8 protein-coding genes are annotated in these 14,203 nt (G+C 51.3%); 6 read left to right on the top strand and 2 right to left on the bottom strand.

Annotation, left to right across the window (positions count from 1 at the left end):
- Positions 1–8 precede the first annotated feature (8 nt).
- The gene (abnB, locus tag RSX24_RS13155; protein WP_343260866.1) at positions 9–2,414 is read right to left on the bottom strand and encodes an arabinan endo-1,5-alpha-L-arabinosidase AbnB; all 2,406 of its coding nucleotides are present in this window, start codon (positions 2,412–2,414) and stop codon (positions 9–11) included.
- A gap of 385 nt (positions 2,415–2,799) precedes the next feature.
- On the opposite strand from abnB, the gene RSX24_RS13150 reads away from it, so the two are divergent.
- The 6 genes from RSX24_RS13150 to RSX24_RS13125 all read left to right on the top strand — a co-directional run bounded on the left by RSX24_RS13150 (position 2,800) and on the right by RSX24_RS13125 (position 13,804).
- Positions 2,800–6,558 carry an alpha-L-arabinofuranosidase family protein gene (locus tag RSX24_RS13150; RefSeq protein WP_343260865.1) on the top strand — a complete coding sequence of 1,253 codons (3,759 nt, stop codon included), beginning with the start codon at positions 2,800–2,802 and terminating at the stop codon, positions 6,556–6,558.
- Between the two features lie 169 nt (positions 6,559–6,727).
- Positions 6,728–7,633: an ABC transporter permease gene (locus tag RSX24_RS13145; protein WP_343260864.1), complete on the top strand. Its 906-nt coding sequence runs from the start codon at positions 6,728–6,730 to the stop codon at positions 7,631–7,633.
- 17 nt (positions 7,634–7,650) lie between these two features.
- The gene (locus RSX24_RS13140) at positions 7,651–8,541 is read left to right on the top strand and encodes a carbohydrate ABC transporter permease (protein WP_339277904.1); all 891 of its coding nucleotides are present in this window, start codon (positions 7,651–7,653) and stop codon (positions 8,539–8,541) included.
- A gap of 77 nt (positions 8,542–8,618) precedes the next feature.
- A complete protein-coding gene (locus tag RSX24_RS13135) occupies positions 8,619–10,397 on the top strand; it encodes a sensor histidine kinase (RefSeq protein ID WP_343260863.1) in 1,779 nt (592 codons plus the stop codon).
- Complete coding sequence (locus RSX24_RS13130) at positions 10,372–12,027, top strand: response regulator transcription factor (protein ID WP_343260862.1); 1,656 nt, start codon at positions 10,372–10,374, stop codon at positions 12,025–12,027. The genes RSX24_RS13135 and RSX24_RS13130 overlap by 26 nt, the downstream gene beginning before the upstream one ends.
- Before the next feature lie 133 nt (positions 12,028–12,160).
- Complete coding sequence (locus tag RSX24_RS13125; protein ID WP_343260861.1) at positions 12,161–13,804, top strand: extracellular solute-binding protein; 1,644 nt, start codon at positions 12,161–12,163, stop codon at positions 13,802–13,804.
- A 64-nt stretch (positions 13,805–13,868) separates the two neighbouring features.
- Here the strand turns inward: RSX24_RS13125 and RSX24_RS13120 are convergent, their stop codons facing one another.
- Positions 13,869–13,997: a DUF4023 family protein gene (locus RSX24_RS13120; protein WP_236416793.1), complete on the bottom strand. Its 129-nt coding sequence runs from the start codon at positions 13,995–13,997 to the stop codon at positions 13,869–13,871.
- Positions 13,998–14,203: the final 206 nt, after the last annotated feature.

Genomic DNA, 14,203 nt, shown 5'->3' with positions numbered 1-14,203 from the left:
CTTCCAGGTCAAGGCTTGGCAGCAGCCTGCGCCTTGATTTCTTTCTCCGTTAACGCTTTGTTATACACTTTGACCTGATCCAGAGATCCTTTGAAGTACGGATCTGCCTGATAACGGCTTTTGCCCAGGTAAGCTTCCGTCACGCGCAGCTGTTTCGGATTAAATGTAATCTCGGAGCTGCTGGCGACGAGTTGGCCATCCACGTACAGCTTGCCCGTATCTCCTTGCAGCGTTACCGTCACATGAACCCATTGGTTTGCCGGAAGCGCTTGATCCGCAATCAGGCTTTGGTCCCGGCCTTCGTCATGAATGGTGAATTGCAGCTTGCCATTATGCTGGGAAGGGGTGAGGAACATGTGCTGTGTCAACCCGCTGCCAAAGTCGAAAATGCGCTGCCAGGCGCCGCCGCTTTCCCAGTTCACCCAGGCGCTGAACGTAAAGTCCTCGGTATCGGTGATGATTCCCGGCAGATCGATGTAGCTGTCGGTGCCGTTGAATGCGGCAGCCTGGTTTTTGCGGCTCGCCGCCGAGCTTGTAACGTTATGAGCCTGACCGTGGTACCCGTTTTTGCTGATATCCTGAGCGATTTTATCCAGTTTCTTGTGATCGAATGCATATTCTGCGAGCAGAGGCCCTTTGACTTGCGCTGGCACGGTGATGTTAAAACCTTTGCTTGCCGACGCATCCCCGTTCTGAATCAGTGCGGTCAGTTTGACCTTGGCATCACCTTTGCCTGCTGCCGGACGTTTCACGGTACCCGTAGCAGACACGACGGAAGCGTTTGATGTTTTCCAAGTGATCGTCGTATTGTGTGTGCCTTTTACCGGAAGGTTCAGGTCAAAAAATACGTTTTTGGTATCGCCGAGATCGAGATCCGATTTGACCGCATTAACGATCTCCTCATTGTTCATGTCAGGGACTTTGCTGCCCCAGACCGCAACGCCGGTAGAAGAGAGGGCGCTGAACGTAAGGACCGTCTTCTCCGAACCTGCGTCCCATTCTTGCGTGAATACGCCTTCATAAGTTTGTCCGTTGGTTGTGAGGGTTACCTTGTTGTCTGCGCCGAGAGACCATGTGCCTGTGACAGCACCGGTTATTTTTCCGTCAGTCGTCAATTGCACGTTCTGGGAAGTTTTGATCGCAGCCGTGATCTCTTTCCCGTGATCCACCCATTTGTATTGTCCGGCAATCTTGTCGTTGCTCAATGACAGGGTTGCTTCCTGCGTCCTGGCATAACGATACGGGGAAACCACAGCCCATCCTTGGGAATTCATGTGCATCTCGTGCACCCGGACTTCATGCTCTTCGCCGCGACCCGGGAAGCGGGAGTGGAAGATCAGGAAGTGCTTGCCGGTTTCTTCGTCGTAATATGCGGAGTTATGTCCCGGCGAAACGTAGCCGATCCCTTGACCGGTGCCCGGGTCGCCAAGCTCTCTTTCGAACAGATAGTTGCCGACCAGTTTGACCGCATATGGCTCAATGGATCGATCGTCGAATAATGGTTTCTCTTTATCAGCTTTTACTTTGATCATATCGTTGCCTTCCGCATCGTAAAATGGCCCATCCGGTGTTTTGGAGCGTGCGATCCGGATGTTGTATCCGCCGTCCGCGCTTAGGCCGCCATAGGAAAGGAACAGATAATAATAATCGGTTTCCGGGCTATATAACATATACGGAGCTTCAATCCGGCTGTGGTTGCCTCCCGTTAACTTTTTGCCGTATCCTTGCCCTGGGAGAGGTTTTCCGGTAGCTTCGTCCATTTCCAAAATAAAAATGCCGCCGGAATACGAGCCGTATACCATCCACAGCTTGCCGTCTTTGTCGTAAAAGACATCGGGGTCTACCACGTTCGGATGGATTGTGGCATCATATATGGTACCATCTTCGCTCGCTTCGCCCCACATGCCGGATTTCAGGATCAGTCCCTGATCCTTGTAAGGGCCTTCGATGTTGTCGGCGACGGCTACACCCATGGCCGAACGTGGGGAATCTCCTTTGCATGCGTTGTAATACATATAAAATTTACCGTCCGACAGCTGGATGACATCGGCCGCCCAGAGCGTATCGGACTGGGCCCACTCCAGCGCTTCGGCGAACTCCTTCGTAACGTTCGGGACGACGGGATTGCTGTCCGTAACCCCGGATGCAACCTCATCCCATTGGATCAAGTCTTTGGACTTGGCCACTTGCAGGTGAGAACCGAACACATAGTACGTATCGTCAACTTTGATCACGGAAGGGTCATGGACAGAGACATTACGGAATGCGGGTACCTGAGTTTCGCTGGTTTTGCTGGCAGCCTGCGAAGATTGCTGGCTGGAAACCGGTGCCCCTTCTCCCAGTGCGGCAGCGGTGGACAAGGCAGGTGTGGCAAGTAATGCAGTGCTGAGTGCGACAGCCATATAACGTTTCATACGTTTCCCCTTTCTTGATGTGCAGTAGATAAAACCATTCGGCCGAACATGGCCAGAAATAAAATTTACGTGACTCCTCCTCCCAAAACTTGTTACTCAAGCGCTTTCATTCGTAGTGTACCAATTGATTTATATATTTGTAAATGATGAATTTTTTATAGCCTCAATCGAACCGGACGAAGGGTGATTTTCGAAATTCAAACGATTTCAGGGCGAAAACGACAAATTAAAGGCAATATTTGTGTTGAAAAACGATCCTGAAATGAGTAGTATAACTTGTGTGAATGATATTTATATTTTTATTAATGATTTATGTTTATGTAAATTAAAAAAAGAAAAAGGATTCATTCATCCTTTCATTTGAGATCTGTACAGGAGGGCAATCATGAGCAATTACAAAGATCAGATCATTGCGCATTACAAGTTTGAGGACACGACGGGCATCGGCCAGGACAGCACATCCCGCGGGAATCACGCGGTACCTTCAGGCACCCACGAGCCGGCGCTTTCCGTAATCCAAGGGCGGACGGCGCTGTCCTTTGCGGGCGGCTCCAACGGTACGTCGTATTTGCAGCTGCCGCCCGATTTGCTTCGCGGTGTAAGCGATCACACCGGTTTGACCGTATCGGCATGGGTATACCTGGGCAGAGGAAGCAGCGTGTGGGAACGCCTGATCGATTTCGGCGGAGGAGATCAGCAGCCTTACCTGTTCCTCACCAGACAGATGCGCAGCGTGCTCAAGGCCGGCGACGAAATGATGATTCATCCGACCAAAGGGTTCGCCAACGGGGAATGGATGCATGTCGCCGTGTCGGTTACGGGTACGGAGGGCGGAACGCGAAGCCATGCCGGGGCGATCGTATACGTCAACGGGGAAATCGTGGCTAATGGCTCATTCAACCAAACCTCCAGCGGAAACTATGCCAAGTTAAGAAGCTGGTTTGAGACATTCTCGAATCCGGAATTCTACACGCAAAACTATATTGGCCGCTCCCAATTTGTCGATGATCCGGATTTGGAAGCAGCGATTTCCGATGTAAGGATTTACGAAGCAGGTTTGACCATGGATGAAGTCATCGAAGTGATGTGCGAATCGCTGACCGATGCGGAGATCGTGAAGCTGGCGGCAGAGAAATATCTGGTTTCACCCGCCAAAATCATCACCAATGACATTGCGCTCCCCGACTCGCTTCTGGGCGGGAAAGTACAGGTCGAATGGTCTTCGAGCAGACCTGAAGCCATAACCGGCCAAGGGAAGGTTCTTCCGATCGAGTCGGCTCACAGCGTCACGTTAAGCGCAGCATTGCGCACGGGCGAGCAGACATTGGAACGAAGCTTCGGCGTCTCGATCGTTCCGAAACATGTGCCGCCATACACGATTACGGTCCATGGGGATCAGAAGGTCGCCGATATTAGCGAAGTGATGTACGGTTTGTTTTACGAGGATATTAACAATGCCGCCGATGGCGGAATCTATGCGGAGCTTGTGCAAAACCGTTCATTCGAGTCGTTTGCATTCGATACCTATTCCTCCGCTTCCGGAGCATGTGGATGCTCAACCGGCCGCAATCGTGAGCCGTTGTTTGCATGGTCCGGAGATACCGACAAAATGATCATACAGAACAAAGGTGGATTAAACGAGCATTTTGGCGTCAAAGATCCCGAGGTCAACGCTTATTATGTGACGGTGCAGGACGGTGCGGTCATTCGAAATCGCGGATTCGCGGATTCCAACCAGCATTGCGCCATGTCCATTCTAACTGGGAAACAGTATGATTTCACCGTATGGGCCAAAGCTGAGGCTGCGGGACGGATCACCATCCAACTGCAGGACGAAGCGGGGAATGCGGTGAGCGACGAGGTGTCCGTGCAGATCGAAGGTGGGAACAAGTGGAAGAAATATGGCGCCTCTTCCGATGCCGAACTGGTACTCACGGGCACGCAGAACGTATTGGGGCAGCTGGTTCTCACCTTCAGCGGCGATATTTCCGTCGACATGGTGTCCCTGATTCCGCGGGACGTGTGGGGGGCGGATCCCGATGAGCCAGGACTCTCCGCTTCGGCGCATGCCAATTACAAAGGGAACCCGAACTATAGACTGCGCAAAGATTTGGTGCAGGCACTCGTCGACATGCATCCCGCATTCCTGCGTTTCCCGGGCGGATGTATCTCCGAAGGTTCGTTTATTTGGGACAACGTGTACGACTGGAAAGATTCCGTCGGTCCGGTGGAGCTGCGGAAGGAAAATTACAATGTTTGGGGTTACATGATGACGATGGGCCTTGGCTATATGGAATATTTCCAATTGGCCGAAGACCTGAATGCCCTTCCGGTTCCGGTCATGGCATGCGGCGTTTTATGCCAGGCCCGTTCCGATTATGCCCATCCGGCAGGCGGCAAGCTGAGGGAATATTATATCAAAAACTTTACGGATTTGATCGATTTTGCGATCAGCACGGATATCGAAAACAACGAATGGGCCGCAATCCGCAGCGAGATGGGGCACCCCGAGCCGTTTGATTTGCGTTATTTGGGCGTCGGGAACGAAAACTGGGGCACCGAGTTTTTTGCCAACTTCGAAGCGTTCAAGGCAGCGATCGACGACTACATGAAGCAGAACTACCCGGATCACGAACTGCACATCATTTCCACCGTCGGAGCTCAAGCCGATGACGATGCTTATCAGGAAGGATGGAAGTTCCTGAGCGGCAATCTGCAAGGATCGGCGCAAATCGCATTTGCGGACGGCAAGGAAATCATCGAAGAGAACGTCACGTGGTATAGCCGGCAAAGCAACTACATGGATACGATCGCCGACGAGCATTATTACCGTTCCAACGAATATTTGCTGAACAATGCCGACCGTTACAACTACTACAAGCGCGCCTATCATGAAGACGGCAGCATCAACTGGAAAGAAACGTCCAAGGTATTTGTGGGCGAGTATGCCTCCACGGACAAAAACACGCTGGCAGGTGCCGTGGCCGAGGCGGCCATCATCACCGGTTTCGAAAACAATGCCGACGTCGTGCGCATGGCCGCATACGCGCCGCTCTTCAACAAGGTGCTGACGGATGGAACATACCGCTGGACGCCGGACTGCATCTGGTTTGACGACGAGACGGTCTGGTTTACGCCGAATTACTACGTGCAGCAGCTGTTCGCCAAACATGTCGGGGAGCAAGTATTGGGAACGTCGTTCTCAACGTATAACAAAGGCAAAGAAGTGCAGCTCCAGCCGCGCGGCGGCATCGAGATCGCTGCCGGGAATGCAGACATCCTGGTGAAACGTGTCAAAGTGACGTCCAACGAGGATGGCCGCGTATTGTTCGAAGAACATTTCGCGGAATGCTCCAAGCCAAGCCGGGCCTGGGAAGCGATTGCCGGATCGGCAGGATACAGCCTGCAGGCCGGAAAAGGACTGCTGCTCAAAGCGCAGGACAGCGGACTTAACGGTCTCGCGATCCTGAACGAGGAATGGACCAACTATACGCTTGAAGTGGAAGCCAGCAGACTTGCGGGCGAAGACGGCTTCTATGTAGGCGTCGGTCTGACGGACGCTTCTCCGGAACAGAAGGATGTCATCGAATACGCCATCGGATACGGCGGCAGCGCGTCAGGTGTCAAAGTGTACAAACAAGGGATCGAAGGGTACACGCTGGGCGACTATTCTTCCAGTACGGCAGCCGGCAACCTCAGAGCGGCGAATTACGAACCGCTGGAAGACAACACAAACTATGTCATTACGGTCAATTATGGCGGAGAAACAGGCAAAAACCTGATCTGCTCGTATACGGATGGCCGTACAACAAGCAAAGTGCTCGACTACAAGCTTGAAGCCTATAACCGCGATGTGTTCCATTCCGTAACGCGTGATGCAAACCATGTCTACGTGAAACTGGTCAATGCCGACGGAATGGAGAAGGCGACCAAAGTGGTGCTTGAACATCTGGATGTCCAGGCATCGGCACGGTTAATCACCTTGAGCGGGGACGAAGAACTGGTGCATGTTCCGAATGTCAACCAAAAGAATGCGGAAAAAGTAGTTCCTCAAGAGAGCACCATCGAGCTTGACGGCTACTCCGTCGTTCTGCAATTGCCGGCCCAATCGGTCAGCGTATTGGTGCTTGATCGCAAGCTGTAATCGTTTCAATCGTTTCATAAGTTTGATGCAAAGGAACCGCGAATATCGCGGTTCCTTTGCGTTTTCACGACTCGAAGCGTGGTCAACAGAAGATACCCAAAGTCAACAGCCTCCACTACCTGCGGTTCCGGGTCTGCTCCTATAATTAGTGAGAAGGAGGAGACAGCATATGCGTTTGAATCACAAACAATGGGTACGTAACATCCCGCTTCATCTCATGATTCTGCCCGGATTGCTCATCATCATTGTATTCGGTTACATTCCGATGGCAGGACTCTCCATTGCCTTTCAACACTTTTCTCCGATTGCCGGTTTCAAGAACATCAACTGGGTCGGAATGGACAATTTCAAGTACCTGCTCGATTTGCCCGGGTTTTGGCAGGTGGTTTGGAACACCGTGTTTATTTCCCTGATGAAAATCATTTCCGGCCTTGTCGTGCCGGTGCTCGTAGCTCTGCTCTTGAACGAAGTGCGCCGCAGCGGATTCAAGCGGACGATTCAGACCGTCATTTACATGCCTCACTTTTTCTCCTGGGTCATTTTGGCCGGCATCATTGTGGATGTGCTGTCCCCGAGCAGCGGGATCGTGAACATGTTGTTGAAGGCCATCGGCATGGAGCCGATACAGTTTCTGGCAAGCAATGACTGGTTCCCGTACATACTCGTCATCACGGATCAATGGAAAGAGTTCGGATTCGGAACGATCATCTACCTTGCGGCACTGACAAGCATCGACAAATCGTTATACGAAGCAGCCGTCATGGACGGGGCGGGCAGATGGAAGCAAACGTGGCACATTACGCTGCCCGGCATACGCCCAATCATCATTTTGATGGTTACGCTCAGTCTGGGGAACGTGCTCAATGGGGGATTCGACCAAGTATTCAACTTGTACAATCCGCTCGTTTATGAATCCGGAGACATTCTGGACACGATGATCTATCGCATCGGTTTGCAGGATGCGCAGTATTCGGTGTCCACCGCACTCGGACTGATCAAATCGGTGGTATCCTTCGTATTTATCGGACTTGGCTATTACCTTGCATACAGGTTCGCCAATTACCGGATCTTTTAGAAAGGGGGCAGAGCACCATGCACCATACGTCGAGAGCTTATCGTTGGTTTCTGGGATTCAACTATGTCATTCTGACCCTGCTTGCGCTGTTGTGCCTGTTTCCCATCGTAAACATATTGGCGATTTCCTTCAGTTCAAGTGATGCGGTCAAAGCAGGGGGCGTGACGTTTTGGCCGGTCGATTTCACCTTCTCATCGTATCAATACATTTTGGAGAACAAGCAGTTTCTGAATTCGTTCGGAACAAGTTTGCTTCGCGTCGTGCTCGGCGTGGCCATCAATCTGATTTTTACGGTGCTCGTGGCCTATCCGCTCTCCAAGGAGGCTGCCCGTTTTCGTTCGAGAACGGCGTATGCCTGGATCTTTGTATTTACGATGCTGTTCAGCGGCGGCTTGATTCCAGGGTATTTGGTCGTTAAGGAAACAGGGCTGCTGGACTCCATCTGGGCACTTATTCTGCCGGGAGCGGTTCCGATCTTCAACGTGCTGCTCATGCTCAATTTTTTCCGGGGATTGCCGAAGGAATTGGAGGAAGCCTCGTGGATGGATGGCGCAGGCCACTTCCGAACGCTGTGGAGCATATACTTGCCCATCTCGCTTCCAAGCATCGCGACCATTACGCTGTTTGCCATGGTAGGGCATTGGAACGCCTGGTTTGACGGCATGATCTACATGAAAAATCCTGAGCATTATCCGCTCGCCACCTATTTGCAGTCCATGCTGCAGCAGGTGACGATGATTCAAACCGATTCGATGACGCTGGAGGATGCCACGCTGCTGAGCCAGGTATCGGACAGGACTACGCAGGCGTCCCAGATTTTCTTGTCCGTTATTCCGATTTTGCTCGTGTATCCGTTCTTGCAAAGGTATTTCGTGCATGGACTTGTTGTCGGCAGCGTGAAGGGATAAGATCGGGAAGAGGAGAAGCACAGGAAGGAGCCGATACCCGGCTCCTTTTTGGTCCTTGGAGGGGGGCTCATGAACATATGAGGCATTTTTGGGGGAACTGGCGGAGCCGGTCCATCGTGGTAAAGCTGATGATTGCTTTTGTGCTTGTCATGCTGCCGCTGTATGTGATTAGCATGGTGATTACGTACAGCAGCTCCAAACAGATGCAGTCCGAGGTGGAAACGGCACATGAATCCAAACTTCATTTCTACCACAATCATCTGCAATTCGAATTGGAGCGGATGAGCGACCTGATCAACGAATTTTCATTTGACGAACAAATGTCCACATTAAGCACGAGAGCAGCCATTATGAGCGGATACGAAGTAACGGCGAGCTTAAACAACATTCATCAAAAACTGAAACAGATTATGGTCACGAGTCCTTACATCAACGATGTGGTGTATTATGTGCCAGGCCTCCACAAACGAGTCAGCGCGGTTGACGGAATCCGCAGCGTGGAGGATGAAGAATGGAAGGAGCTTTTGGCAACGATGGGCAACTTGAACGGCGAGCTCTCTTCCTGGAATGACGATCTTTACTTTCTCAAAAGCAATCCCTATAACATGAATCATGAGGAAGCGCCCAACTTTATTTTAGGAATACGTTTGTCTGCCGATGAATTCAAGCATAGACTGCAGCAGTTGTCCGATAGTGGCGGAAGCGAGCTTACGTTAAGCTTTGGCCAAGGACGGGACATGTTTATTTCTTCTGCGGATGATGCGATCGACGCTTTGGAAGTCCATTGGCCGGACGAGCTGCCGGTTCAGGATTCACCGCTGGTGACGAGGTCTGCGGCAGGTGACATGCTGCATTATACGCTGTATGATGCGGAGCATTATTTTGCATTAACCTCAAGCATTGCCGAATCGGTGCTCGAAGCCCCGCTTGAACAATACAAACTCTGGTTGTGGGTGACAACCTTGATTTCCATTGTCATTATTATCGCGTTCTCGCTGTCCATCTACAAATCGATTCATAAACCGTTGTCTGCGCTGGTCAAAGGGTTCAGGATGGCGGAGCAGGGACAAACCGACGTGCGCATTCCGCACTCCCGCAGAGATGAATTCGGTTATTTATACTCCCGCTTCAACCATATGATAGAGCGCTTACATGCTTTGATTGAAGAAAATTATGTAGCGCGAATCCGGACAAGCGAGGCCGAGCTGAAGCACCTTCAGTCCCAGATCCAGCCTCATTTTCTGTACAACAGCTTGTTTAGCATCAAACAGATGGCCGAGGTGGAAAACGTGGAGCTCATTCAGGAGTTCACGGATTATTTGGGGCAATACTTCCGTTATATGTCGCGGGATTCGCAAACCGAGGTTTCGTTAAAAGAGGAAATTCAACATGCGCAGATTTACGCAGCGATTCAGAAGATCCGGTTTGGTCCGCGAGTGCAATTGCAAATGGAAGAAATGAATCTCGAATATGGAAAAATCGCGGTCCCCAGGGTTACGATCCAACCTATTGTCGAAAACGTCTTTGAACATGCATTGTCGAAACGCAGCCGTGGCGGCATCTTGAAAATGTCTTACCTGACCTCGCCGGACAAGCTGTCCATCCTCATTGAAGACGACGGGGACGATTTGAGCGAAGTGGCCATGGATCGGCTGCGGCTGTCGCTGCAGCACACCGCGGCGAGGCATGATGAAGGAGAAATTACGGGGTTGCTCAATGTCAATCAACGACTGCGAATCAGGTTTGGACCGGAATACGGGCTGGCAGCCGAGCGCAGTGACCTTGGCGGATTACGCATCATTATAAGCGTTCCATGGAAAGGAGAGGATCATGATGCAGCGCATGCTGATCGTTGATGATGAACCGGTCATATTGGATGGACTTTATGCTTATTTTCAGAAAGTAGAGCTTCAGGATATGGAAATTATTAAAGCGTACTCAGCCCTTGAAGCGATTGAATGGTTAAATACGGTGAAGATCGACCTGGTACTGAGTGACATATGTATGCCAGGCATGGACGGAATGGAGCTGATCGAACAAATCATGGACCGCTGGCCGAGATGCAAAATACTGCTGCTGACCGGCCATAACGAGTTCGACTACGCCCATCAAGCTATTCGCAATCCTTGTGTTGTCGATTATTTGCTCAAGACAGAGGGCATGGCGCAGATCCGTGCCGCCGTGGAGCACGCCCTGCAATTGATCGCTGAAGAAAACGATTTCCGTTACCAGAATGCCTGGTTCCGCAGCAAGCTGCCCCGTGCACTGCCTCAGCTGCAGCGCCAGCTGCTGGTCGACGTCATCAAAAGAACCGGGCGGCAAGACGCTGCGCTGCAGGAGGAGTTCGATGCCGTTCAGCTTCCGTTCAGGTCGGATGAACCAGTCGTCCCCGTGATCATCCGTGTGGAACAGTGGAATACGTATCAAACCCAGACAGACCGCGGTCTAATTCGATATGCGGTAGCCAATGTCGCCGAGGAGCTGCTGATGGATAAATCGGTGGTCAAAGCCGTTGAGCTTGATTACCAATGCATCGTTTGCCTTGTGCAGCCACCGGCGCAGCAGCCCGCTGTGCCAAATGGGCAGATGCTGCGCGAGCGAACCCGGCGTTTCGTCAACGGCACGTTGGAATCGGTGCAGCAATCCTGCGCGGATTGCCTGAAATTGTCCGTTTCCATTATGGTGAGCGAGCAGGAAGTGGAGTGGTCCGAACTTCATCAGGCGATTCTTCAATTAAGGCTTTCCATCCATGAAAGCCCAGGCTTCGGTATGGAGAAGCTGCTTCGTGTCGATGTAGCGCAGCAGTTGAGCCAAACGCAAAACCTGTTGAACCAGCAAGCCGTGACGGCATTGCAGTTGGAACAGACGAGCCAACGGATTGCGAGCGGAGACAGAGAGTGGGCGGCATCGTTTCACAAATGGGTGGATTCGGCCAAAGACGGTATCCAGGATCCGTTCTACCGTTTGAAGGTTTACACGGAAGCGGCGCATCGGCTGCTTGATCTGCTGCATGATTTGGGACTGCATGACTCTGCCTTGCAGGAGATCTCGCTGTCCCGTATGCTGGATTTCAATATAGATACGCCATGGCCGGAGCTGGTGGCCTTCTATGAGTCTGCCTTCGAATGGATCATTTCCAAACGAGTCGATACACGCGTGAATGATCAATCGCAAATTTTGAATACGATTCATCATTATATCCGGCTTCATTTGGAGCACGATCTTTCCCTAACCCGGATTGCCCAAGAGGTTTCGCTTAACCCGTCATATCTTTCCCGTTGGTACAAACGCGTGACAGGAAAGGGGATTTCCGATTACATTCATGAACGGAGAATCGAACGAAGCAAAGAGCTGCTGCTCGGTTCGGCCTGCAAAATGCATGAAATCTCCGCCAAGGTCGGCTTTAGCGACCAGCATTATTTTTACCGTTTTTTCAAAAAAGCCGTCGGCTGCACCCCGCAGGAGTATCGGGACCAGAAAGCATAACGAAAGATAGCAGGCTCAGTCTGAAATGGTCAATCAAAGATACCAGATGTCAACGCTGCCCACTCGAACTGACAGCGCTTTCTTAATACAATGAACACATACCTCGGGAGAGGACACACAAAGGGGGATATGCATGAACAAGTCTTTGAAGAAACTATCGCTATTGACGTTATCCATGCTTCTGGCCACTACGCTTGCTGCCTGTTCATCGGGTGCGGGGTCGGCGGAAAATGAAACGGGACAAAGCGCACCGCAGGATGCCGGCGGACCGCTGACCAAATACGATCCACCCATCAAGCTAACCTCTACGATGAACGAAACGGGAAAAGAATCGCTGGCCGAAGGAGATACGCATACCGACAACATTTGGATCAGGGGCTACAAGGATGAGCTCGGCATCGAGGTGTCCTACGACTGGATCGTGCCGGATGCCAACTATAATGACAAAATGAACGTGACGCTGGCCAGCGGCGATCTGCCTGACGTATTGAAAGTCAGCGCGGTTCAGTTCGAGCAGCTGTACGAAGCGGGCATGCTGGAAGATTTGACGGAAGTGTACGACAAGTATGCATCCGACTTGGTGAAAGAGTTCATGTCTGCGGAAGATGGAGCTGGACTCAAGCCTGTAACCAAAGACGGCAAAATTTACGCCATGGTCAGCTTCCCGGGTTCCCTGGACTCGTCGGACATGATCTGGATTCGCCAGGATTGGCTCAAAAAGGTCGGGCTTGAAGCACCGAAATCGATGCAGGATGTCATCAAAATCGCCGAAGCCTTTACTTTTGAAGATCCGGACGGAAATGGAAAAAACGACACTTACGGCATTGCGCTGAACAAGGATTTGCCGATCAACGGTTTCCTGCTCGGTTACCACGGTTATCTGGAAACCTGGATCAAGGATTCGTCCGGACAGGTCGTTAACGGAACGATTCAGCCGGAAGTCAAGGCAGGTCTGGCCGAGCTGCAAAACCTGTACAAAAAAGGCGTGATCGATCCGGAGTTCGGGGTTAAAGATTTCGCCAAAATGATGGAAGACGTCAACGCGGGCAAAGCCGGCATGTTTTTCCTGCCGCAGTGGGCGCCATTCCAAGTAAGCAGCATGATCAAAAAGGATCAAAACGTCGATTGGATGCCGTATCCGGTACAATCGATCGACGAGCAACCGGCAAAAACGCAAAACCATCTAAGCTTGGGCGGCATCTTTGCCGTGCGTAAAGGGTACGAACATCCTGAAGCACTGGTGAAGCTGCTCAACTTCCAGGCTGAAAAAATGTTCGGCGAGTCGGCCGAGAAGGAACGGGCAGCGTACTTGAACGGGCTAACGGGTCTGGGCTTCCATAATGCGACCGTATCCAATCTGCCTGCCAACAAAAACGTCGTAGCCCAGGATGAAGTCGAAAAAGCGATTGAAACGGGCGACACGTCCGGTCTTGGACTGGAAGCGAAGTTGTTCTATGACGACATTATGGATTACCGGAACGGCAATCTCGACAAATGGCATATGGAACGCATTTTTGGACCGGAAAGCTCTCAGGGCGTCATCAAATATTATCGGGATAACGACCTGATCGTCATGAACGAATTCATCTACGCGCCAACAAAAACGATGAATACCAAATCCGCGACGCTGGATAAACTGCGGGCCGAGACGTTCCTGAAAATCATTTACGGCAACTTGTCCATCGATGAGTTCGACAATTTCGTGGCGAACTGGAAAAAGCTCGGCGGGGATCAAATCACGCAGGAAGTGAATGAAGTCATTAATGCGAGCAAATAACAAATGGAAAAAGGGGCGCCGCGACTTGCGGTGCCTCCTTTTTTGAGGCTAAGAAAAGAAAGGCCTACTTGTTCGTGGCATGCTGCTTGGAGGGAAGCTTGTCTCCTGGCGTACCTTTGCCGTTATTTTTGTTGCGGCGGGCTTTCTCCTGGTTTTCATTTACTTTTTGCACGAATTCCCGGGTGCTTTCCATGTGCAGGTTCAGCTCCTTTGGCATGTTGTATGGCGTAGGTGTAACAGGATTTTAATATAACCTGATCATGTTCATTCTATGAGAAGATCGAACGTTTTCATGCGGAAAAGGGGCAAGCATAGACCCTGTGAAACGGGCGAAACTGGACTTTCATGGACAGGCCGTCTACACTGGATGTACCGAGTTATATAAAAGGGAGTGCCCAT

The sequence above is a fragment of the Paenibacillus hubeiensis genome (genome assembly GCF_032334105.1).
Taxonomy (GTDB): Bacteria; Bacillota; Bacilli; order Paenibacillales; family Paenibacillaceae; genus Paenibacillus; species Paenibacillus hubeiensis.
Note: the sequence above shows the minus strand (reverse complement) of the source record. Positions and strands in the feature narration are given on the sequence as shown.

What these genes read in the sequence shown, in the direction of transcription:
- abnB (WP_343260866.1), bottom strand. Translation starts at nt 2,414, where the DNA reads ATGAAACGTTATATGGCTGTCGCACTCAGCACTGCATTACTTGCCACA.
- RSX24_RS13150 (WP_343260865.1), top strand. Translation starts at nt 2,800, where the DNA reads ATGAGCAATTACAAAGATCAGATCATTGCGCATTACAAGTTTGAGGAC.
- RSX24_RS13120 (WP_236416793.1), bottom strand. Translation starts at nt 13,997, where the DNA reads ATGGAAAGCACCCGGGAATTCGTGCAAAAAGTAAATGAAAACCAGGAG.
- RSX24_RS13125 (WP_343260861.1), top strand. Translation starts at nt 12,161, where the DNA reads ATGAACAAGTCTTTGAAGAAACTATCGCTATTGACGTTATCCATGCTT.
- RSX24_RS13130 (WP_343260862.1), top strand. Translation starts at nt 10,372, where the DNA reads ATGATGCAGCGCATGCTGATCGTTGATGATGAACCGGTCATATTGGAT.
- RSX24_RS13145 (WP_343260864.1), top strand. Translation starts at nt 6,728, where the DNA reads ATGCGTTTGAATCACAAACAATGGGTACGTAACATCCCGCTTCATCTC.
- RSX24_RS13140 (WP_339277904.1), top strand. Translation starts at nt 7,651, where the DNA reads ATGCACCATACGTCGAGAGCTTATCGTTGGTTTCTGGGATTCAACTAT.
- RSX24_RS13135 (WP_343260863.1), top strand. Translation starts at nt 8,619, where the DNA reads ATGAGGCATTTTTGGGGGAACTGGCGGAGCCGGTCCATCGTGGTAAAG.